Below are 21,776 nucleotides of genomic sequence, written 5' to 3' on the forward strand. Positions count from 1 at the left end.
GATCTCAATTCTGGAATAATGGCGTGGAATAATATCTGTCTCCGCTGTCCGGAAGAAGCACAACGATATTTTTCCCTGCATACTCTTCTCTCTTTGCCAGTTCCATAGCTGCATACATGACCGCACCGGAGGAGATCCCTACCAGAATGCCTTCTTTTTTTGCGATTTTCTTTGCGGTTTCAATGGCTGCATCATTTTCCACCTGTATGATCTCATCATATATCTCTGTGTTCAGCACCGTTGGGATAAAGCCTGCCCCGATGCCCTGGATTTTGTGAGGCCCCGGCCTGCCGCCTGAGAGGACCGGTGAATCTGTAGGCTCTACTGCCACCACTTTAACAGCCGGATTTTTTGATTTCAGATACTCTCCGGTACCTGTGATGGTTCCGCCTGTGCCAACCCCTGAAACAAAGACATCCACGGTGCCCTCCGTGTCGTTCCAGATTTCAGGTCCTGTGGTCTTTCTGTGCATTTCCGGATTGGAGGCATTTTCAAACTGGCCCGGAATGAAGCTGCCGGGGATTTGACGGCTAAGTTCCTCCGCTTTTGCTATGGCTCCATTCATGCCCTTACTTCCCTCCGTCAGCACCAGCTCCGCACCATAGGCTTTCAGTATATTCCTGCGCTCCACGCTCATAGTCTCCGGCATTGTAAGGATCAGGCGGTATCCCCTGGCTGCGGCCATGGATGCAAGGCCTATGCCTGTGTTGCCGGATGTTGGTTCTATCAGCACCGTACCCGGACCGATCAGCCCGGCCGCCTCCGCAGTATCCAGCATATTTTTGGCAATCCTGTCTTTCACACTTCCCGCCGGATTCAGATATTCCAGCTTTGCCAGAACTGACGCGTTCAGCCCCTCCTCCTTTTCCATATTCTGCATTTCCATCAAGGGAGTGCCCCCAACCAGCTCTGCTGCGCTTCTATAAATATGATCTCTGCTCATCATTTTCTCCTTTCATATATTTCCTATCGAATTAATAGGAATTATAACCGCATCTGTCCCGTCTGTCAAGAAAAAAATCCCAGATTGCATGATTTTTTTTCAGATACAATCTGGGATCTTGCTAAATTTCATCCGGCGGATCCATTCCTTCCGGCATCTCTCCTTCCGGTAGTTCCATTCCCTCCGGCATCTCTCCTTCCGGTGGCTCCGTTCCCTCCGGCATCTCTCCTTCCGGTGGCTCCGTTCCCTCCGGCATCTCTCCTTCCGGTGGCTCCGTTCCCTCTGGCATCTCTCCATCCGGTGGCTCCATTCCCTCCGGCATCTCTCCATCCGCATTACTCGGATTTTGGCCATTCTTCCTATTTCCTTTCATGCCGCCGTCCATTCGTCCCATACCTCCTGCTGCGCCATTGGACGTGACTACGGCTTCCAGGGTCAGCTCATTACTTTCGTTTCCGGCAGTAAGGATATATGTCTCCCCCTCATTCATTTCCGGACAGCTGATCAGCACAGAAGAATAATTTTTCTCAGGCGCCCAGTTTAACAGCTCATTGCCGTCTGCATCTTTTAAGATAACCGCAGACTGTGCCTCCTGGGACTCTGTGAGATTTTGCAGAATAGAACACTGGGTGGAGGAATCACTGAATCCCTGTGCCATACCGGAACTTCCCACGGCTATGATGGTTCCACCTGTGATATCCGCGCCTCCGTTATAGTCAAGAGCACCATCACCGTCGGACACAGGGCCGTTTACATATACGGTTCCCCCTGACAGAAAGAGACTGCCGTTAGAATCAAGACCGTCCCCCTCAGCGTCCACTTCCAGAGTTCCCCCTGTGATCTTAATGTAGGCTTCCGTATCATTCTCCATGCTTCCATCCCCGCTGCCGCCGGGCACGTCTGCCTCCTCCTCTTCCGTCTTGGCCTTTGCCGCATTTACCCCGTCATCACTGGCTGTCAGACTGGTCTCGCCGCCGTTTACCACCACTCTGCGGCCTTCCAGTCCTTCATAACAGGAGTTTACAGCAATCACTCCATCGTTCACCACAACATCCAGATCCGCATGAAAGGCATCATCCCCTGAGTCCACCGTAAAACTGCCGCCGTCTATCACAATGCTCCCGCCGGTATGCAGGGCATCATCTTCTGTATTAAGAACAAAGGTACCGCCTGCAATATAGATATTGCCTTTTTCCGTCTCCTCCGTATTTTCTGCTTTCATTCCCTTGCCCTGGGATGTGAGGCTGAATGTGCCGTCCCATATTTTTATACAGTCTTTTCCGGTCATGCAGTGTTCCGCAGCATTGACTGTAATTTCTCCGCCTGTAATGACCAGATCATTTTTTGATACCATGCCATGTTTATAAGAGGCAGTCACTTTCAAAGCCCCGTTGCCATTTACGGTAAGGTCATCCTTGGAAAAGACTACCCCGTCTACTGTGTTGTCATCTGTCTGTGTATAGGTATTTCCTCCGCTCAGACTGTTCTGACTTCCCTCTGCCAGCGTGAGAAATACTTTGTCCGCGTTTTTTACATAAACAGCAGCGCTTGTCTCACAGTGGATCTCCGCTCCGTCAAGAACGATCTGCACTTTGTCACTGTCCCCTGCATCTACCACGATCTGTCCGTCACGGAGTTCCCCGGTAATACGGTAGATACCTTCCCCGCTAATGGTGATCGTGCTGCCGGAGACCTCTGCACTGCCGCTCTCTGACTGAATGGTATCTCCATTCAGGGTTATCTCACTCACCGCATCCGCCGCATAAGTTCCATCTCGATCGCGTTCGGTAAATTCCGTATCTACCTCTGATCCTGTCAGCTCCAGATCCCGGTCCACGCCTTCCGTGCTGCCGGTTCCCCCCATCATACCGCCTCTGCCGCCGGCTGCCGTATCGGATACCGTTTTATCGGTCTCCCGGCTGTCTGCCTGTTCATTTCCGCATCCCCAAAGGCTGCCCGCCGACAGCAGAATACCCAGAAGCACTGCTGCCGCTGTTTTTTTATTATACATCTGTCTCACAGCTCCTCTCTGACAATCGCAGCCCTGCTGCTTAATATCTCCAGGTTTCCATTTCGGCAGCGAAGGGCATCTATCAGCCTCTTCTCGTCTTTCTGCTCTTTCAGCACAACCTGGTACTCCAGACGGAACAGGCTGCCCATATTGGTGGTCTTTACCTGGATCAGTTCCCATCTCTTCAAATATTTTTCAAAGATCTCATCAAACACCTCCGTGTAATCCAGAGATTCCGGAATCGTAATACGCAGTGCTCTCTCCTGCGTATGTTTCTCCCCAAACCTGCTGACTGTAAAAATGGTGTTGACTGCGCCGATCACCACCACAAAAAGTGCCGCAATACCGATATATCCCATGCCCGTAGCCAGCCCCACAGCCATAGCCAGGAAAATACTGCTGATCTCTTTGGCCGTTCCGGGCACAGAACGGAACCTGACCAGGGAAAATGCCCCCATCACCGCCACACCGGTGCCCAGATTCCCATTCACCAGCATGATCACCATCTGCACAATGGCAGGCATCAGCGCCAGAGTTACAACAAATCCCTTTGTATATGTATTGCGGTACATGTAAATCCCTGCGATCGCGATCCCCAAAACCAGGGAGGCCGCTGTACATGCCAGAAAAGTCCCCAGGGAAAATGTGGCTGCTGTCTCGTTCACCAAAATTGACTGAAACCAGGTATTAAGCACAATATTTCCCTCCTTCCCGTTTTCCTTCCCTTGTATGCCGGACATTTTGAAGCTGGTATGCCTTTCCGTATTTGGAAAACGATATGGGATAAATGTGAAGCTGGTCCAGAAGTTCCGAAAGCCATACAGGCATGGCCCCTGGAATTTTGATTTCCATAAGCTGCTGCCCCTCCTCCAGTATCTGCCGGCCCCATGCGCCCTTTCTCAAATCCAGTTCCCGGCTCCGAAACCGGATATCCCAGTCAAATGTCACTCTGAGTTCCGGCTCCTGCATATCATAGGCAGCTATCCTGTCGTAAGCGATGTACATGGCCGGCCTGATATCTTTATAATACTGTAAAAACCAGTCAATTTCCCGCAGAACCTGTGTCTCTACCCCCGGCATCTCACGTCGCAGGAGATATCTCTCAGCCTCGGAAAGCACCATACTCTCCCGCCGCTTGTATACAATACCCTTATATTTCTTCTTCAGTTCCAGAAATACAGGCCCGTCCTTTTTCGGTGTTCCATAACTGCGAAGCCGGAGCTTTTCCTTATAGACCGGCTTGTCCAGGGATGCACGGATGAGCCGGGCATCCGGTGTATCAAAATAAATATTGCATATGGTGGTTGTCCCATATTGATCCGGGATAAGCCTCCCGCTTGTCCTTTTTACAAATTCTTTATATTGACTGTCGTCCAGCAGGTATTTCTTCTCGTAGCGCTTAAATGTCATCTGATAACTGCCCATGATGTTCCTCCTTGGTTTACTTATTTTTTACTTCTGCCTCAGTATAGCGCTTCAACCTTAAATCAACTTAAAAAGACAGACAGCAATTTTTTTCTGCTGTCTGCCTTAAAGCAGCCGTCTATTTCAATGGGAGCCTTGCCGTGAAACAGATACCCGAATCCTTTGCCCTGGCAGTGATCTTTCCCCTATGTGCTTTTACAATGGCATGAGCCACCGACAGTCCGATTCCGTATCCCCCTGTCTTTCTGGAGCGGGAACTGTCAGCCCGGTAGAACCTGTCAAAAAGCCTGTTCAGATCTCCGTCCGGAATCTCCTCACAATCGTTGTAGACAGAAAGCTCCAGGGTTCGCTCTTTTTTCTCCAGGGTTATACGGATACATCCTCCATCCGGGGCATATTTGACTGCGTTATCCATAAGGATCGTCACGAACTGCCGGATATTGGATTCACATCCGTTCATATAAAGTCCTTGGGGTATCTGCTTCTGCATCTGCAGCCCTTTTGCCTGCGCCATGGGAGCAAAAGCATCCACACACTCTTTTACCGTCTCGGAGCAGGAAAAATCTGCGGTCTGAAGCCTCTCCTGCATTTCATCCAGCCGGGACAGCGTAAGCAGATTTTTCACCAGCTCTCCCAGACGCTCCACCTGGTTTCGGATGCTCCTGGTCCATTCACTCTCCCCCTCACACATTTCGATCACCTCTGCATTGGCAGAGATGATGGCAATGGGGGTCTTGATCTCATGACCTGCGTCCGTTATGAACTGTCTCTGTTTTTCCATACTCTCGATCACCGGCCTGATTGCCCTTCTGGAGAACACACTTACAAAAAACAGTACCAGCACCAGGCAGAGAAATGCCACGAGCAAAGATATTCCCGCGAAGTTCCGGATAGACTGCAAATCATTGCCGCAGTCTACAAACACCAGAAGCGTCTGTCCGTCCTCCTTCACAGTCTTCTGGTATTTGTATTGGCCGCAGTAGCCCTTTTCCCTGCCCTTTTCCAAAACCTCATTGGCAAATGCAGCCACTTCCTCCTCTGTAACTGCAGCCACATGCGTCAAATCCACCTGCATCTGAGAGACAGACACTGTTTCACCGGAATCTGTCAGTTCTTTTGGAATGGTCACGGAAAAGTACCGGGTCTCAAAAGGCGTCTCCTCTGACATCCGGTAGCTAAACAGCCCGCCCCGTCCGCGTATACCATCGCCCTCCTGCGAAACCGGCGGTTCCCCGGGACTTAGCGGTTCCTCAGACTTGTCTTCCCCATCCTTTGGCCTTGTCTCCTCACCGGGTTCGGGAGGATGGCTGCCCTTATCCCATTGCTTTGGAAAACTCCCGCCGTTTTGAACCAGCATATCCAGAAGGATATTGGACTTGCCGTTGGTCTGGTAAATATTCAGCCCATTGATCCCCCCTACCACAAGCAGAAGCACAGCGAGCAGGGAGATCATGGTTATCATGACAAACTTCCTCTGTAGTTTTTTTATCATATGCACACCTTTCCGGCTCAGGCTTTTTTCTCCAGTTTATACCCGATTCCCCTGGCTGCCTTGATTTCCACAGGTGCACCCAGACTCTGGAGTTTCTTTCGCAAATAGGAGAGATAGACCCATACCACACTCACCTCGGCCTCCGCTTCAAATCCCCATATCTTTTCCATGAACTGCTCTGCTGAGATAAACTGATTGGAATTTCTCATGAGCATTTCCATCATCTGAAACTCCTTATTTCCCAAACGGAGAGACTGGCTTTTATAGCCCAGTTCAAAATTCTCCCGGTTCAGGGTCAACTCATGGAAATCCAGCACATTTGCTGAGAACTCTGACTTTCTCCTGGTCATGGCCCTGATCCTGGCAAGCAGTTCTTTCATGGCAAAAGGTTTTGGAAGATAATCGTCCGCTCCCAGATCAAGTCCTGTGACCCGGTCTTCAATCTCCCCCTTTGCAGTGAGAAGCAGGATAGGCACAGTACAGCCCTGCTTTCTCAGCGCTTCCAGCACTTCAAGGCCGCTCATCCTGGGCATCATGATATCCAGTATCATACCGTCATACGCAGCCGCCTGGGCCCAGTCATAGGCATCTGCCCCGTTATAGACCACATCTATGGAATAATTGTTGTGCTTCAACACTGCTGCCAGCGCGTTTGCCAGCTCTTTTTCGTCTTCTGCAAGAAGTAGCCGCATGTTTTCCCTCCTGTGGATGCAATAAGATAGATGATCACCTTTCCCCCATGTACGGATCCGGGAAAGGAGATCGTAAATTGTTTTATTATCATAATATCATAAAAACCTTAAAAGAAGCTAAAAAAATCCCCGGAACTGCAGATAGTCCTCTGTAGTTCCGGGAACAGAACCGTGTGAAAAGCCGGCTAAAAAGCTGCCGGTCTCTCACACGGTTATGGCTCCATATTGATCTCATCCGATGGGTTCTTTTTCATCGCCGTCACTGTAAACATGGACTGCATAATTGACCCCGTCCTCCACATAATACTCCACATCCACGCTGAGGCCTGCCTTTATAAGTACGGGACAGTCCACAAGAGCCATGCCTAAATCATAGACCGTAGCCCTGTCTTCCCCCTCCCCTTGGTAAGTACGGCCTTCTGTATTCTCCTCGTCAATCCTCATGGTATTGCCATCCACGCTAAGGACATAACCTGCGGTCTCATAAGTTTCTCTTCCGCCTGACGGATCATAATGCCCGTTTTCATCAGTAAATTCATCCATGACACTGCTGGTATCCCCATTGTTTTCCCCATTTTCCTGGTTTTCCAAACTTTCACTGCCTTCTGCGTTCTCCTGGTTTTCCACGCTGCCCTGGCTGCTGCCTTCCCCCTGAGATGTGTCCTTCTTATCAGAATCTGTACTGCTTTCACCGGATTTTTCTTCTTCTGTCTTCTTCTTCGGATTTATTACCTTGGTATCTTCTTTTTTTGTTTCCTTGTCCTTCTTTGCCGTATCTTCTGTCTTTGTTTTTGTATCTTGCTCCTCCCTGCTGTCACCACATCCTGCCAAAAGACTGGCAGATAAAATCGCTGCTGCTGCTAAAACCATGATTTTTCTTGCTCTCATATCCCTTTTTTCTCCTTTGTTCTTTCAGATTTTTCAGGGGCGGGTTTTAAACACCCAATTCCGGCTGAAAATTATTTTCCCCGGAATCGGATGATATCCTGCATGGAATCTGCTCCGGTTCCCAGGCCTTCGCAAGCTTTCCATCCAAAAACCCGAATGTCTGGCGGTATATCACGCTGTCCCAAACCTCAGGGTTCTTATCTGCCCCATTGCAAAATACTCCCAGGCTGTATATGATATAACTCCCCTCATATCTCTCTACCTGCTGTACATGGGAAGGGTGATACCCCAGCACCAGATCTGCCCCCGCTTCAACGGCTCTGTGTGCCCATTCCTCCTGGCTTTTGCCGGGCTTTTGGGCCCCTTCACTGCCCCAGTTCATACACACAATTACCATGTGTGCGCCTGCGCCCTTTGCCAGCTGTATATTCTTAACCAGCAGTGCCTGCATATCCATAGATTTGTCAAGCACATCAATGCCGATGAAGCCAATTTGAATTCCATTTACATTTTTAAAAGAAACCCGGTCATGTCCAAATGCTCCCACTCCCGCTTCGTTCAATGCAATGGCTGTATCGTAAAAGCCGTCCTGTCCGTAGTCCTTTGTTCTGTCATTAGCCAGGTTCACTAAATCAATAGAACCCGCTTTGAAAATATCTGCATATTCTTTCTGTCCCTTAATGGGGTGCTTCCTGCCTGCTGCGGTCTCATCTGACATATCTCCGATAAAATTCGCAACATTTACATCGGCTTTATCCAGCTCTTTTTTCACCTTCTGAAAAAAGTAAGCCGGATCATCTTCCTTTTTGTATGCTTCCAGGAAACTTCCCTTTTCCCCTGTCCCCCGCTCGTCGCCAAAGATACAGGTACCGACAGCTCCAATGGTAACCTTTGTCATCTTAGATTCCAGTTCCTGTTCCCGGGCTGCCTGTGCTTTTAATTCTCTCTTTGCAGATACCTTTGGCACAAAAAACAGGAAAATGAAAAGCAGCGCTGCCAGCAGGAGCACACCTGATGTAAGTCTCTTCTTGATACGCCTGACCTGCCGGGCACGCCTTATCCGGTTCCTTCTGATCTTTTTATCCATAATAGCCCCTCTTTCACAGCAAATGACTGGATTTGCTGTCCATGTTTGGTATTATATAGAAAAGTTGTTACTAATATAAGCTATCTTATTTTAAGTTTGAACGACTTTACTTGTACAAACCAGTGACTATTTTTTTAATGAAATGACAAAGTTTGTGACTATCTTTGCATTTTTGTGTACAATAAAAAATAAATTCTTAACATGTCATATACCACAAATGTAAAATTTCCATCCTCTTTCCGCTGTTTATGCCCGGTTCCGGATGTAATCTATGACAGAATGCGTTACAGGTGTGTAACATTCCTGCAGACCGTATGGCCGGAGCACTTATCCGTATATTATCAGACAATATATCATTTTGCATGATAATAGTGTGAGCGTAACCCATATCCGTATAAGCGTTTGGTGCTGTGACCCTAAACCGGACATGAAAACGGATCTTTCCTTTACAAAACAGGGCACCAAAAGAGAGGATTATACTATTTTTATAAGATATGCTGTAAGCAAGGAGGCAAAACAATGGAATGGTTAACAAAATTAAGTAATGCCATGGCGTATATTGAAGAGAATCTGGACAAGGAGATTTCCTATGACAAGGCGGCAGAGATTGCCTGCTGCTCCACCTATTATTTTCAGCGCATGTTTTCTTATGTGGCAGGGATCCCCCTGTCTGATTACATCCGAAAACGAAAAATGACACAGGCTGCTTTTGAACTGCAGCGCACAAACCGGAAGGTTCTGGACATTGCCCTGAAGTACGGCTATACTTCCCCTACCTCATTCAACCGTGCCTTTCAAAGTGTACACGGGATTCCTCCCACAGCCGCCAGAAATGAAGGATGTGTTTTGAATGCATATCCCGCTGTCAGTTTTTCCGTCACTGTAACGGGAGAAACACCTATGACTTACCGCATCGAACAAAAAGGATCCATGCGCATTGCAGGCATACGCATCCCACTGACAGAAAACATGGAGAAAAACATGGAGGTTATCCCTTCTTTCTGGAAACAAACCATGGAAAGCCCAAAGTTCAGGGAAATCTGTTCCCTCTCTGACCAGAAACTTGGAACTATACTGGGTGTCAGTATTTATCAGGACCCGCTGCATATCTTCTATTATATAGCCGCCCAGACAGAAGGCCCGGTGCCTGACGGGATGTTTGCATACACCATACCGGCTGCCACATGGGTAGTCTTTGAGAGCGACGGAAGCCTGAAACAGCAGGTGCAGGAAATATTCCGCCGGTTTGTGACAGAATGGCTGCCTTTCTCCGGATATGATTATGCATATCTGCCGGATGTAGAAGTCTATCCCATATATGAAAAGCAGCCGGAAAACGGCCACTTTCAGGTATGGATCGCAATAACACAGAATAAGGAGCATTGATTTATGGATCATAAAGCAGAAATCAGAGAAATCGAGCCTATACGGGCTGCATTCATGAAATACCGTGGAGATGCCACCAAAGCCAACAGCATTTTCCCCCATGTGTTTAAGTCCGTCCGGGGAAAAACAAATGGCGCCCCATTTTTTTCTTATATCAGTATGGACCCGGAAACAAAGATGGGACAAATGGAATTGTGCGTTCCCACTTTAGAAACCCCAGCCGGCAACGGGGTAGAGGTAAAAGAATTTCCGCGTATAAAGGCCGTCTGTGTCACGCATATAGGTTCTTATGAGACACTTCCTCAGGCATATGAAGCCATAGACGCCTTTGCTTCCAGTCATCATCTGGTCCTAAAACCACCTTTTCGGGAAGTCTTCCTCAAGGGGCCGGGTATGATCTTAAAAGGAAACCCTGACAAATACATTACGGAAATCCAGTTTCCCATTGAGGAGGATTGAGGCAGTATGCAGCAGACAACGCAATACGCTATTTTGGCTGAAGATGTGGACAAACAATATAAAAACGGCGTGCAGGCTCTATCCGGACTGAGCCTGTCTGTAAAAAGAGGGGAAATTTTCACCCTGCTGGGGGAAAATGGTGCGGGGAAGTCAACCTTGATACGGATATTGACTACCTTTCTCAGACCGGACAGCGGAAGGATATCCGTTCTGGACTGGGACCTTCACAGGGATGCGGAAAAAATACGCGCCCGTATTGCCTGTGTTTCCCAGCAGACTTCCATTGATACTCATTTGTCACTTAAAGAAAATATGATGTTTCAGAGCCGTCTATACAGGATTCCCAAAGCCGCTGCCCAAAAACGTATGGACAAACTCATACACGCTTTTGACTTGATCCCGTATTTGGAATACCCGGTCTCCTCCTACTCCGGCGGCATAAAAAGGCGGCTGGATATTGCCCTGAATCTCATGTCCGAGCCGGAGATCCTTTTTCTGGATGAACCCACAGTTGGCATGGATATCCAGTCCCGTATGGCTATGTGGGAAATGTTAGGTAAAATACGGGAAGAATTTGGCACCACTGTCTTTCTGACAACACACTATCTGGAGGAAGCGGACAGCCTGAGTGATACTGTCTGCATCATGAAAGATGGCAGGGAGGCAGCCCAGGGTACGCCATTTGAGCTGAGACAGTATATCAGACAGGATATGATCCGTATCCGCTTTTCCTCCAAGGCGGCTGCCAAAGACTCTGCAGCGCCGATGGCCGGACTTTTTCCGGGCGGGAAGGTAAGGATCCAGGATAATTTCTGTATGATCTTCACAGAGGATATCCACACAGATCTGACAAAAGCCAATGTATATCTGCTGAAAAACAATATACCTTTTCTGGGTATTGAGATAAAGCAGCCGTCTTTGGATGACATATTTCTGAAATTCACAGAGGATACCGGAAAGGGGAGCTGCATATGACGGTCTTTGCCATCCTATGGAAAAATATAAAATGGCGCTTTCACAACAAATTCACCATTGTCATCACGCTGACCCAGCCTTTTCTCTGGCTGGCCTTATACAGCGCGGTTGCCGGTCAGACCATGAACGGGGCAGCGATAGGCAATTACACGGCATTTATTCTGCCGGGCCTCATGGTGCTGGTCTCCTTCTCTGTGTGCAGCAGCAGCGGTATCATGAATTACATGCTGAAGGCGGAAGGCAGCTTCTACAGAATCCTCATCGCTCCGGTCAAAAGGAGCTCCATCATACTTGGACAGATCCTGGAGGGTGTTCTCTGCACCTTTTTGGAGGTGGGGATCATGGGGATCTTGAGTTTATTCTTTTCCGTAAAATTCAGTGCCGGCCTTATTGGCATCTCCATCATACTGCTGCTGGTCTTTCTGACAGCATTTTTTATGTCTGGTATTTGTTATGGCATCAGCCTGATCCTCCCCAATGAGATGATGTACGAGACAGTAATGAATGCCATTGTGCTTCCTGTTTTCTTTTTAAGCTCTGCTTTGTTTCCCGTTGACGGCACTGCGGGAGTGCTGAAAGCCGCAGTAAATCTCAACCCTTTTACACATGTGATCAATCATATACGCTCTATTTTGCTGTATGGGACCATACATGGCAGGGAGCTTGTCTTTACTGTATGCCTGCTGCTTCTTATGGGAGGGCTGGGATTTTTCTTTGCCGCGTACAGGCTGAAAAAGGAAACCGATCTGTAGTTATCTCAGCGCATTTTTCTCCTGCAGATACCTTTCTATTTCCGCCTGCTCCAACCTCCGTATCCGGGTGTTTGGATACTCCCGGTATTCCTTCTCAGAAAAAACTGGCAGCATGGTTTCACATCTCTTATTTTGGTTCTTTTTCAAATAAACCTGCAATTCTTCTGTACCGGGGAAGATTTTATAAGAAACTCTTCCCTGGGTATTCTTCAGTTCATAGATTCCGCATGACTTTTTCATGGTAATATCAGCAGTTCGCAGATAGAGCTTTGCCTGCTCCAAAGACATAAACGGAAAATTCCACCTCTGCATGCCTCTTTTCGGTTCCCGTTCCATACAGATACAGCGCCCGCATGTTCCGCAGATGTACTGGGTATGATCTCTCAGACAATCTTTTGGATTTAAAAGCGGCGTGATTCGGTCCTCATATGCATAGCACTCCCGGCACATTCTAAACACATCCTTTCTTTTTTCTCATTTTATCCTTGTCAAAAGTATAAACCATTACATGATGTAAGAGTCAAGATACGAATTCTACATCTTGACAAAACCACCATGTTGTACCTGGCAACCGGTGCTCCCACAATAATATTTGTCATATGCGGATTTGCCTGCCTTCCATTCCAGAACTCAGAAGCCAAGACGAAGGACATCTCACGTTTTCAAAAACCCCGCCTGTAAACCGCGGGGCCATTGTCATTGCGGACACCCTGATCTGGCTGCCCATTGCCCTGCCCGGGTGGCGGCAGACTGTACATCATATTCTGCCACTGGATTCCATGGCGCAGATCATTCGCACCGCCTTTACCAGCGATGCATTTTCCGTTGGAGTTGTTCCTTATTTTTTCATATGCATAAACTGACAGTGCAAATAGTTCACTACTGGTTGCTGTCCTTTCTCTCCTTTCTCACCTATACTTATAGCAGAGCAAACACGAAGGAGAAAGCATATGGATTTTTCAGACATCGGATTTCAGATTCGCGCCAAACGCAAGGCAAAATCCTGGAGCCAGGAAAAACTGGCTGAGGAAGTTCATCTAAGTGCAGCATATATTGGAATGATCGAGCGCGGTGAAAAAATCCCCACACTGGAAACCTTCTCCGTGATCGCCAATGCTCTGGAAGCCTCTGCAGATGAACTTCTCTCGGGAGTCATCAGTGCCAGCCATGAGGCCAGAATGTCAAAGTACGCAGAGCAAATGCGCTCCCTGGATTTCAAAAGCCAGAGGGTGCTTCAGGAGATCATTGAAATATTCTTAAAAAACTATCCGAAATAACTCGGAGATCCATCTGCATATACATCCCCACTGCATCGAAATAACATACCCTACGGTTTCTTTGTTCTTCTCGCTGTAAATTGATCCCAATATAAAAACCGGCATTGGTCTTTATATTTAAACCAATGCCGGTCCCCCATCATTTATACAATTCTATTCTTCCTCAAAATCATTGGTCAGTTTAAACCTGTCCAGCACATAGAACAACAGGCTTAAGAGCATTCCAACCACACAAGCCAAGACCATACCCTTTAATTCTATCTGTCCAAATCTGACAGAGATTCCCGACAAACCGGTCACAAATATCACAGATGTCAGCGCCAGATTTCTGGAACGGCCATAATCCACACGTCCATCCACCAGAATCCGGATACCGGAAGTACCGATCATACCATACAAAAGGAAAGAAATCCCTCCGATGACCGGTCCCGGAATGGTGCTGATAAGTGCTGACAGCTTACCCACAAAGGAGCAGACAATGGAAAGCACTGCGGCTCCGCCGATCACATATACACTGTAAACCCTTGTCACTGCCATAACACCGATATTCTCACCGTATGTGGTAGTGGGCACTGAACCGATAAAACCGGAGATCATGGTAGAAAAGTTATCCGCAAAAAGGGAGCGGTGCAGTCCAGGGTCCTTGATCAAATCCCTTCCCACTATCTTACCCGTAACGATCTGATGTCCGATATGCTCCGAAGCAATGACCAGAATGACCGGAAGAATGATCAATACTGCCTGCAGATTGAACTTAGGCGCTGAGAAATTTGGCATTGCAAAGATAGAGGCATTTGCCACCTCCGTAAAATCCACGATCCCGCAGAGCAGTGCCGCAGCATATCCCGCAAGGATCGCTATCAGAATGGGAATCACCGACAAAAATTTCCGGAACACTACTGAGCCGATCACCGCAACGCCCAAAGTCACCAAAAATACGACCGCGTTTTTCGGTTCCACTGCCTCATCCAGCATACCTGCATTGTTGGCCGCCGTGCTTGACAATTCCAGACCGATAAGGGCCACCACCGGACCCATGGCTGCCGGAGGGAGCACAATATCTATCCAGTCAGAGCCGAATTTGTAAATGATAAAAGACAGAATACATCCCAAAAATCCCACTGCCACAAACCCGCCCAGTGCATAAGCGTATCCGAATTTACTGATCACAATACTGGCCGGTGCGATAAAAGCAAAACTGGAACCCAGATAAGCCGGCGCCTTCCCCTTAGTTATCAGTATAAAAAGCAGGGTTCCCACACCGTTCATAAACAGGACCACTGCCGGATTGATACCAAACAAAAACGGAACCAGCACAGACGCGCCGAACATGGCAAACATATGCTGGATACTGAGTGGTATCAGAAGTTTTGGCGGAACTTTCTCTTCCACCTGGATAATTCTTCGATTTTCCACAATATTTCTCCTCTCTTAAATCCTTTTCCGTTTATTTTAACACAATAGCTGGTAATCTGCCATACAAAATTCGACGTTTCCAAAGGTAATACATCCTATCTGCTAAGAAAAAAGCCTGCATGGAATCTCTTCCACACAGGCCTCTGTCTCGAATTTTATTTCACATCCAGTTCAAACCCAAAATAACGCACCGCATTATTATAAGAAATCCCTTTCACAATTTTCTCCAGCATCTTCCTATCCATAGGATACTCTCCGTTTTCCACCCAATTTCCGATCAGCTCACAAAGTATCCTTCTAAAATACTCATGCCGCGGATAAGAAAGAAAACTTCTGGAATCTGTCAGCATACCGATAAAATTACCCAGCAGCCCCAGATTTGCCAAGGATGTCATCTGTTTTGTCATTCCTGTCTTATGGTCATTGAACCACCATGCGGAACCCTGCTGTATTTTTCCCACAGCGTCAGAGTTCTGGAAGCACCCGATAATGGTACCAATAGCCTCATCATCATTGGGATTCAGACTGTAGATAATGGTTTTTGGAAGATTTCCCTCCTGATCCAGTGCGTTTAAGTAGTCCGCGATCTGTCCTGACGGCGCATAATTATTGATGCAGTCATATCCTGTATCCGGCCCCACTTTTGCGTACATATCTTTGTTATTGTCACGTTTACAGCCATAATGGAGCTGCATTGCCCAGCCCATCTTTGCATACTCCGCGGCAGCAAAAAGCATAAATGCAGTCTTAAACTTCAGCTCTTCCTCTCTGGTAACCGTCTCATCATTCAGACGTTTCTGGAAAATAGCCTCTACCTCATCCTCTGCTGCCGGAACATACATAACAAACTCCAGCCCATGGTCTGACGCACGGCATCCCATCTCATTGAAAAATGCCATTCTGGACTTAAGAGCTGTCTTTAAATCCTCAAAAGACTGGATGTCCATATCGGCTGCTGCCGCTAAAGTCTCCAGATACTGGCCGTAATCCGCTTTTTCCAGATTCATGGCCTTGTCCGGTCTCCATGCAGGAAGCACCTGTACCGGAAAGCTGATATCCTCGGCAAGCGCCTTATGCCATTTCAGGTCATCTGCCGGGTCGTCTGTGGTACAGATCAGTGTGACATTTGACTGTATGATCAGGTTTCTCGCACTCATGGAAGGCTCCCGGAGCTTTTCATTGCACAGGTTCCATACCTCCTCCGCAGTGTCCCCGTTTAAAACACCTGTATATCCGAAATACCGCTGCAGTTCCAGATGGCTCCAGTGAAACAGGGGGTTGCCGATAGCTTTCTCCAGCGTCTCCGCCCATTTCTGGAATTTTTCCCTGTCCGGTGCGTCACCGGTAATATAGCGCTCCTCCACACCGTTGGAACGCATTTGGCGCCATTTGTAATGGTCTCCGCCCAGCCATACCTGCGTGATGTTCTCAAACCTTCTGTCCTCTGCGATCTCCTGAGGATTGATATGGCAGTGGTAGTCAAGAACCGGTACCTTAGCCGCAAGATCATGATATAATTCCTGTGCGGTGGGTGTACTTAAAAGAAAATCTTTGTCCATAAATTGTTTCATAAAACATTGCCTCCTTATATTTTTATACATATCCCATCAGGCTTGACAGCCACGGGCTGAGCTTTGGGATATAAGTTACCTCTTTTTGTCAAAAGTCCGTGGTACACCGTTTTTCCAGACGGCACCGCACATATTTTCTGTGCTCCACGTCCTCCCCTTTTAAGACCTCCATCAGGGAGTCAATTGTCATTTTGCATAACAGATCACCCCTGCCGTCTATGGATGTCAGCTCCGGCTCGCATCCAATGGAAAGTTCTGAATTATTGTAACCTATGATACTGATATCCTTGGGCACGGACAGCCTCTTGGCCCTGGCATATTTTACAGCGCCCACTGCCAGGCCGTCATCTGTGGCGATGACCCCGTCAAACTCCAGATCTCTTCTGGCCAGCAAAATATCCCGCACCAGATGGATCTCATTCTTAATATAGACCTTGCGCTCCCCAAGCACCGGAATACCTGCCGCCTTCAAAGCATCCTCATATCCCTGCAGCTTGTGCATCGCACTGTATGAATAAGAGTCGCTGAGGAACAGGATCTGCCTCCTGCCGGACGCAAGCATGGCGGAAGCGGCATCATAGACAGACTGGTAATCGTCTGTGAGCATACAGTAGATATTCTCCCCGCTGATAAAGCCGTTCATAATAAAGACCGGGATCTCTTCGGAAGCCTTCTTAATATAAGTAATGTCTTCCCCATACTCCTTGTCCCCCGCATAACAGGAACCAACTAAAAGCAGCGCGTCAATGCGCTTCTGCAGGATCATCTGCACAGAGATCTCCTTGTCCTCCTGTTCATATCCGCTGCAGTATAAAATACAGTCATATCCGTAGTTCCTCAGGTTCTTTTCCAGGTAGGACACAGCAGACGCCATATAATGGTCTGAGACACTGGGACAGATAATGCCCACTGTCTTCATGGAGTTAAGGCTCATGCCCCTGGCAAATACATTCGGTATGTAGTCATTGGCTGCCATGACTGCCCGTACCTTTTCTTTTGTCTTTTCACTCACCTTGGGACTGTCATTGACCACGCGTGATACTGTCGCAATGGAAACCCCTGCCAGCTTGGCGATATCGTATATATTCATAATCCCACTATCCTTTCGCCGTGGAAGTGTAAGCCCTTACACTTTATTTTTCATTATACAGATAGAAAAAAGAAAAATCAATTCTTTTCGCCGCCATATTTTTCACAAGTTTTCCACTATATTTTTGTCTATTTTTAATAAATATCTTATTTTTTACAGGATTTTGAAAATTCAAGTTGACGAAACCCCTGCCAAGTTGTAGATTTAGTGTAAGCTCTTACATTTCAAACTTTCCCATTATTTGGAATGGCAATTTATGAAGGAGGATGAAAATTCCCATGCAGACTTATCTGAAGATCCATCCGGATGACAGTGTTGCCGTAGCGCTTACACCGCTCACAAAAGGCACTTCTGTCCATTTGGACAACAAGGAACTCCTGTTATCAGAGGATATTCCCCAGGGGCACAAGTTTGCCCTGAAGGATATCCGGACAGGTGAGGCAGTCATCAAGTACGGCTCCCCAATCGGACTGGCTAAGGAGGATATTGCCCCAGGCACCTGGATCCATACACATAATATGAAGACAGGCCTGGGTGAGCTTCTCACCTATTCGTATCATAAGAACACAGCTGAACTTCCCGTTACAGAAGACCGCTTCTTTAACGGCTACAAAAGAGACAGCGGCCGGGTGGGGGTCCGCAACGAAATCTGGATCATCCCTACTGTAGGCTGTGTCAACAACGTGGCATCCGCCATTGAAAGACAGGCACAGATCTATAAGACCGGCACCATCGACGATATCGCAGCATTTCCCCATCCGTACGGATGCTCCCAAATGGGGGATGACCAGGAATACACACGGCAGATACTCGCAGACTTGGTCAACCATCCCAATGCAGGCGGTGTTCTGGTACTTGGGCTTGGATGTGAAAACAGCAATATTGAGGAACTGAAAAAATATATTGGGTCCTATGATCCCCAAAGAGTTCGATTTCTGACAGCCCAGGAATCCGAGGATGAGATCCGTGATGGACTTGCTATGATCCGGGAACTTGCAGATTATGCAGGCAGCTTTACAAGAGAACCCATCAGCTGCAGGGAACTTGTCATCGGTATGAAGTGCGGCGGCAGCGACGGTCTGTCCGGCATCACTGCCAACCCCACTGTGGGAGGTTTCTCTGATCTGCTCATCTCCAAGGGCGGCACCACCATTCTGACGGAAGTACCTGAGATGTTCGGCGCAGAGACCCTGCTTATGAACCGCTGTGCCAATGAGGCACTGTTTGCCAAAACAGTTGATCTGATCAATGGTTTTAAGAATTATTTCAAAAGCCACAACCAGACAATTTACGAAAATCCGTCACCCGGCAATAAAAAAGGCGGGATCTCCACACTGGAGGACAAGTCCATGGGATGTACCCAGAAATCAGGCAGCGCGCCTGTGAAAGGTGTTCTCTCCTACGGCGAACCGGTGAAGGAGAAGGGACTGAACCTGTTGAGCGCTCCGGGCAATGACCTGGTGGCCTCCACAGCTCTGGCCGCTTCAGGGGCTCATATTGTCCTGTTTACCACAGGAAGAGGCACCCCTTTTGCGTCCCCTGTGCCTACCGTGAAAATTTCCAGTAACTCTGCGCTCTATGAGAAGAAGAAAAACTGGATCGACTTCAACTGCGGCCCCTTGGTGGAGGGTGTCACATTGGAGGATTTGAGCGGCCAGCTTTTTGAATATGTGCTGCGTGTAGCTTCCGGGGAGAAGGTTAAGGCAGAGGAAGCCGGTTTTCACGACATGGCGATTTTTAAGCAAGGTGTGACCCTCTAAACCCACACTGCTGCAGTCAGACACAACGCCGGGTTTTAACCGGGTCTTTCTGCAGCTTAAAGGGGTAAATAAACCGACAGGAGAATAGAAATCATGGAAAAACTCAGTTATCAGATATTAAAAGAGAAAAAATATAAAGGCTATCTTCTCCCGGAGGCTCCCGAACGTGTACTCCAGTTCGGAGAAGGCAATTTTATGCGCGCCTTTACAGACTACTTTATTGATGTATTAAATGAAAAGACAGGGTTTCACGGCAAAGCAGTCCTTGTACAGCCCAGGCAAAAACGCCCGGGCCACAGCCTTGCCGATGATCTGAATGCGCAGGAAGGGCTCTATACTTTATACCTGCGGGGCTTTGAAAATGGCAAAAGGGTCAGCGATAAGCGGGTCATTTCCTGTGTCAGCCGCTGCCTCAATGCTTATGCAGACTATGAGGCAGTTATGGCTTGTGCAGAAAATCCGGACCTTCGTTACATAACCTGCAATACAACGGAGGCAGGGATCGTCTACGACCCTTCCTGTGCGTTTGAGGATAAGCCGGCTGCCAGCTTTCCGGGCAAACTGACCCAGTTCCTATACCGCCGCTATGAAATCTTTGGCCGTAACAAAGGAAAAGGATTTGTCATCCTACCCTGCGAACTGATCGCTGAAAACGGAAAAGAACTGAAAAAGTGTGTGCTCTCCTATGCCACACAGTGGAACCTGGAACAAGATTTCCTCACTTGGCTGGACGAAGAAAATATGTTTTGTTCCACACTTGTGGACCGGATCGTGACCGGTTTTCCCAAAGGGGAGGAGGATACGCTGAACCGGGAAAACGGCTGGGAGGATGCTGCCATGGATACCGGAGAAGTATTTGCCTTTTGGGTAATAGAAGGACCTGCCTCCTTAAAAGAAGAACTCCGGTTTGAGGAAGCCGGACTCCCGGTACTCATCACCGATGACCACAAACCATACAAGGAGCGAAAAGTGCGCATCTTAAATGGTGCCCATACCTCCATGGTCATGGGCGCGTATCTGGCCGGATTTGACATTGTGCGTGACTGTATGGAGGATGCCGTCATATGCGGTTTTATGAATCATGCGGTCTATGACGAAATCATCCCTACCCTGTCTCTTCCAAAGGAAGAACTGGAAAGTTTCGCATCTGCTGTTACGGAGCGTTTTAAAAATCCGTTTATAGACCATGCACTGCTGTCCATCTCCCTGAATTCCACTTCCAAGTGGAAAGCAAGGGTACTGCCGTCCTTGAAAGCCTATGCAGAACAGACTGGAAAACTGCCTGTCTGCCTCACCGCGTCTTTTGCTTTTTATCTGGCCTTCTACCAGGGCAGAGAACTGACCGACACCGGACTTGCCGCCAGCCGCCCAAAAGGCGACACTTACACCGTATCGGACGACCGGAGTGTGCTTACCTTCTTTGCCGCCCATAAAGAGGATGGACCGGAAGAATATGTACACGCAGTCTGCACCAATGAGGCACTCTGGGATATGGATCTGACATCCCTGCCCGGATTTGAAGCTGCAGTAACAGAAATGCTGAAAAAGATTCAGAAAGACGGCGCCTATGAGTTGATGAAGTCTGTCTGCTGATTTAGAGTGTGTCTGAAAATTCATTCCGACACACTCTAGTGCAATATAATAGCCCCAAATGGAAACCTGTATTTTTTAGTTTCCATTTGGGGCTAATTTCTGTGCGGCTGCGCAGATTGTAACATCTTTCCCTGTATATGGTTTCCCTGCCACATCATCATAAAATCCTATACAGGTAAGACCCGCACCTTCTATTTCCGCCTTAAAGGTTTCCCTGGTGTACCGCTGATTCCAAAGATTATAGCAGGCACAGTCATCTTCTGTGATTATCACATATTGTTCCAGGGTATTGGCCGTTTCCCAGTATCGGTAATTGCGCTGGATCACCACATGGGGGGCCGCAGACCAAAATCCCTCCTTCTGATACCGGACCGTTTCAAGTTCTTCAAACGGTGCCGCATCCGTAAATCCGTCGAGAATCAAAATCCCGCCCTTTTTCAGGGCTTTTTTGATTTTTTCAAGAAGAATCTTCCTGTCCGTTGGAGGCAGTACCCCAAAATCACAATAGATCAAGGTAATGACATCAAATTCCTCCCGGTAATCCATTTCCAGATAATTCTTATAATAATATCGGATTTCCCTGCCCACCTTCGCAGCGTGTTCTTCCGCGTACCGGACAGAACGCCTAGAAAGATCAAGACCTGTCACCTGGAATCCCCGCGCATCAAACAATTCGGCATAAAGTCCCGGTCCACATCCTAAATCAAGAAGTCTTTTTCCGGTCCCGCCCCCGCAGAAATCTGCAATCCAGTCCGCAGATCTTTTTATAAAATCATGCTTTCTGGTGGCCCCCTCATCATCCGGATCCAGGTGCGCTTCCAGCATATACTTGGAAATATGTACATCATCCCAGAAAGCAGAGGTACTTGACTCATAGACCTTTGGCCTTTGTTTCATATAACTGATCAATTTACTACTGTTATTTTCCAAATGATTTCCTCCCTGTCCCGCTCTCTATT

At 47.9% G+C, this 21,776-nt stretch carries 20 protein-coding genes; 7 read left to right on the top strand and 13 right to left on the bottom strand.

Translation table 11 applies throughout. The annotated features are described in order from the left end of the window. Positions 1-4: 4 nt before the first annotated feature. From cysK to CI595_RS00370, 8 genes are all read right to left on the bottom strand, one after another. Positions 5-943, bottom strand: a complete 939-nt coding sequence (gene cysK, locus CI595_RS00335; protein ID WP_095170569.1) for a cysteine synthase A — start codon at positions 941-943, stop codon at positions 5-7. Positions 944-1,064: 121 nt separating this feature from the next. Then, positions 1,065-2,954 carry a carbohydrate-binding domain-containing protein gene (locus CI595_RS00340; protein WP_095170571.1) on the bottom strand — a complete coding sequence of 630 codons (1,890 nt, stop codon included), beginning with the start codon at positions 2,952-2,954 and terminating at the stop codon, positions 1,065-1,067. Between the two features lie 5 nt (positions 2,955-2,959). Beyond that, positions 2,960-3,649, bottom strand: a complete 690-nt coding sequence (locus CI595_RS00345; protein WP_095170573.1) for a DUF4956 domain-containing protein — start codon at positions 3,647-3,649, stop codon at positions 2,960-2,962. Then, entirely contained in the window at positions 3,642-4,379 is a 738-nt protein-coding gene (locus CI595_RS00350) for a polyphosphate polymerase domain-containing protein (protein WP_095170575.1), read from the bottom strand. Before CI595_RS00350 ends, CI595_RS00345 begins: the two co-directional genes overlap by 8 nt. A gap of 118 nt (positions 4,380-4,497) precedes the next feature. Beyond that, on the bottom strand, positions 4,498-5,871 hold the full coding sequence (locus CI595_RS00355) for a sensor histidine kinase (protein WP_095170577.1): 1,374 nt from the start codon (positions 5,869-5,871) through the stop codon (positions 4,498-4,500). Positions 5,872-5,888: 17 nt separating this feature from the next. Next, positions 5,889-6,563, bottom strand: coding sequence for a response regulator transcription factor (locus CI595_RS00360; protein WP_095170579.1), 675 nt, complete (start codon positions 6,561-6,563; stop codon positions 5,889-5,891). A gap of 231 nt (positions 6,564-6,794) precedes the next feature. Continuing rightward, positions 6,795-7,451, bottom strand: a complete 657-nt coding sequence (locus tag CI595_RS00365) for a hypothetical protein (protein WP_095170581.1) — start codon at positions 7,449-7,451, stop codon at positions 6,795-6,797. A 46-nt stretch (positions 7,452-7,497) separates the two neighbouring features. Then, positions 7,498-8,538: a CapA family protein gene (locus CI595_RS00370; RefSeq protein WP_095170583.1), complete on the bottom strand. Its 1,041-nt coding sequence runs from the start codon at positions 8,536-8,538 to the stop codon at positions 7,498-7,500. Positions 8,539-9,057: 519 nt separating this feature from the next. On the opposite strand from CI595_RS00370, the gene CI595_RS00375 reads away from it, so the two are divergent. From CI595_RS00375 to CI595_RS00390, 4 genes are read left to right on the top strand one after another with little or no spacing between them, the layout of a single operon-like run. After that, complete coding sequence (locus CI595_RS00375) at positions 9,058-9,924, top strand: AraC family transcriptional regulator (protein WP_095170585.1); 867 nt, start codon at positions 9,058-9,060, stop codon at positions 9,922-9,924. Positions 9,925-9,927: 3 nt separating this feature from the next. Continuing rightward, positions 9,928-10,383 (top strand): GyrI-like domain-containing protein, encoded by a 456-nt coding sequence (locus CI595_RS00380; protein WP_095170587.1) that lies wholly within the window; start codon positions 9,928-9,930, stop codon positions 10,381-10,383. Between the two features lie 6 nt (positions 10,384-10,389). After that, positions 10,390-11,358: an ABC transporter ATP-binding protein gene (locus CI595_RS00385; protein ID WP_095170589.1), complete on the top strand. Its 969-nt coding sequence runs from the start codon at positions 10,390-10,392 to the stop codon at positions 11,356-11,358. Continuing rightward, positions 11,355-12,110 carry an ABC transporter permease gene (locus CI595_RS00390; protein ID WP_095170591.1) on the top strand — a complete coding sequence of 252 codons (756 nt, stop codon included), beginning with the start codon at positions 11,355-11,357 and terminating at the stop codon, positions 12,108-12,110. Before CI595_RS00385 ends, CI595_RS00390 begins: the two co-directional genes overlap by 4 nt. Here CI595_RS00390 and CI595_RS00395 read toward each other — a convergent pair whose 3' ends face one another. Continuing rightward, positions 12,111-12,560, bottom strand: coding sequence for a hypothetical protein (locus tag CI595_RS00395; RefSeq protein ID WP_095170593.1), 450 nt, complete (start codon positions 12,558-12,560; stop codon positions 12,111-12,113). It abuts the gene before it with no gap. Between the two features lie 500 nt (positions 12,561-13,060). Here CI595_RS00395 and CI595_RS00405 point away from each other — a divergent pair, with 500 nt between their 5' ends. After that, positions 13,061-13,387, top strand: a complete 327-nt coding sequence (locus CI595_RS00405; protein WP_065542505.1) for a helix-turn-helix domain-containing protein — start codon at positions 13,061-13,063, stop codon at positions 13,385-13,387. Between the two features lie 153 nt (positions 13,388-13,540). On the opposite strand, the gene uraA is transcribed toward CI595_RS00405, so the two are convergent. From uraA to CI595_RS00420, 3 genes are all read right to left on the bottom strand, one after another. Beyond that, entirely contained in the window at positions 13,541-14,803 is a 1,263-nt protein-coding gene (uraA, locus tag CI595_RS00410; RefSeq protein ID WP_095170597.1) for a uracil permease, read from the bottom strand. A gap of 155 nt (positions 14,804-14,958) precedes the next feature. Beyond that, the gene (uxaC, locus tag CI595_RS00415) at positions 14,959-16,374 is read right to left on the bottom strand and encodes a glucuronate isomerase (protein WP_095170599.1); all 1,416 of its coding nucleotides are present in this window, start codon (positions 16,372-16,374) and stop codon (positions 14,959-14,961) included. An 88-nt stretch (positions 16,375-16,462) separates the two neighbouring features. Further along, a complete protein-coding gene (locus CI595_RS00420; protein WP_095170601.1) occupies positions 16,463-17,464 on the bottom strand; it encodes a LacI family DNA-binding transcriptional regulator in 1,002 nt (333 codons plus the stop codon). Positions 17,465-17,742: 278 nt separating this feature from the next. Here CI595_RS00420 and CI595_RS00425 point away from each other — a divergent pair, with 278 nt between their 5' ends. Both CI595_RS00425 and CI595_RS00430 read left to right on the top strand, forming a co-directional pair. Continuing rightward, the gene (locus CI595_RS00425; RefSeq protein WP_095170603.1) at positions 17,743-19,224 is read left to right on the top strand and encodes a UxaA family hydrolase; all 1,482 of its coding nucleotides are present in this window, start codon (positions 17,743-17,745) and stop codon (positions 19,222-19,224) included. A 93-nt stretch (positions 19,225-19,317) separates the two neighbouring features. Continuing rightward, on the top strand, positions 19,318-20,817 hold the full coding sequence (locus CI595_RS00430; RefSeq protein WP_095170605.1) for a tagaturonate reductase: 1,500 nt from the start codon (positions 19,318-19,320) through the stop codon (positions 20,815-20,817). A gap of 75 nt (positions 20,818-20,892) precedes the next feature. Here the strand turns inward: CI595_RS00430 and CI595_RS00435 are convergent, their stop codons facing one another. Further along, complete coding sequence (locus CI595_RS00435; RefSeq protein ID WP_205728106.1) at positions 20,893-21,747, bottom strand: class I SAM-dependent methyltransferase; 855 nt, start codon at positions 21,745-21,747, stop codon at positions 20,893-20,895. Positions 21,748-21,776: the final 29 nt, after the last annotated feature.

The organism is Blautia hominis, assembly GCA_002270465.1.
In the GTDB taxonomy this organism is placed as follows: domain Bacteria; phylum Bacillota; class Clostridia; order Lachnospirales; family Lachnospiraceae; genus Blautia; species Blautia hominis.

Bases quoted from the DNA above. Each gene is read 5' to 3' on its own strand.
- CI595_RS00390 (WP_095170591.1), top strand. From the start codon at position 11,355: ATGACGGTCTTTGCCATCCTATGGAAAAATATAAAATGGCGCTTTCAC.
- cysK (WP_095170569.1), bottom strand. From the start codon at position 943: ATGAGCAGAGATCATATTTATAGAAGCGCAGCAGAGCTGGTTGGGGGC.
- CI595_RS00430 (WP_095170605.1), top strand. From the start codon at position 19,318: ATGGAAAAACTCAGTTATCAGATATTAAAAGAGAAAAAATATAAAGGC.
- CI595_RS00375 (WP_095170585.1), top strand. From the start codon at position 9,058: ATGGAATGGTTAACAAAATTAAGTAATGCCATGGCGTATATTGAAGAG.
- uxaC (WP_095170599.1), bottom strand. From the start codon at position 16,374: ATGAAACAATTTATGGACAAAGATTTTCTTTTAAGTACACCCACCGCA.
- CI595_RS00370 (WP_095170583.1), bottom strand. From the start codon at position 8,538: ATGGATAAAAAGATCAGAAGGAACCGGATAAGGCGTGCCCGGCAGGTC.
- CI595_RS00405 (WP_065542505.1), top strand. From the start codon at position 13,061: ATGGATTTTTCAGACATCGGATTTCAGATTCGCGCCAAACGCAAGGCA.
- CI595_RS00350 (WP_095170575.1), bottom strand. From the start codon at position 4,379: ATGGGCAGTTATCAGATGACATTTAAGCGCTACGAGAAGAAATACCTG.
- CI595_RS00380 (WP_095170587.1), top strand. From the start codon at position 9,928: ATGGATCATAAAGCAGAAATCAGAGAAATCGAGCCTATACGGGCTGCA.
- CI595_RS00420 (WP_095170601.1), bottom strand. From the start codon at position 17,464: ATGAATATATACGATATCGCCAAGCTGGCAGGGGTTTCCATTGCGACA.
- CI595_RS00395 (WP_095170593.1), bottom strand. From the start codon at position 12,560: ATGTGCCGGGAGTGCTATGCATATGAGGACCGAATCACGCCGCTTTTA.
- CI595_RS00385 (WP_095170589.1), top strand. From the start codon at position 10,390: ATGCAGCAGACAACGCAATACGCTATTTTGGCTGAAGATGTGGACAAA.
- CI595_RS00425 (WP_095170603.1), top strand. From the start codon at position 17,743: ATGCAGACTTATCTGAAGATCCATCCGGATGACAGTGTTGCCGTAGCG.
- CI595_RS00365 (WP_095170581.1), bottom strand. From the start codon at position 7,451: ATGAGAGCAAGAAAAATCATGGTTTTAGCAGCAGCAGCGATTTTATCT.
- CI595_RS00355 (WP_095170577.1), bottom strand. From the start codon at position 5,871: ATGATAAAAAAACTACAGAGGAAGTTTGTCATGATAACCATGATCTCC.
- CI595_RS00360 (WP_095170579.1), bottom strand. From the start codon at position 6,563: ATGCGGCTACTTCTTGCAGAAGACGAAAAAGAGCTGGCAAACGCGCTG.
- CI595_RS00340 (WP_095170571.1), bottom strand. From the start codon at position 2,954: ATGTATAATAAAAAAACAGCGGCAGCAGTGCTTCTGGGTATTCTGCTG.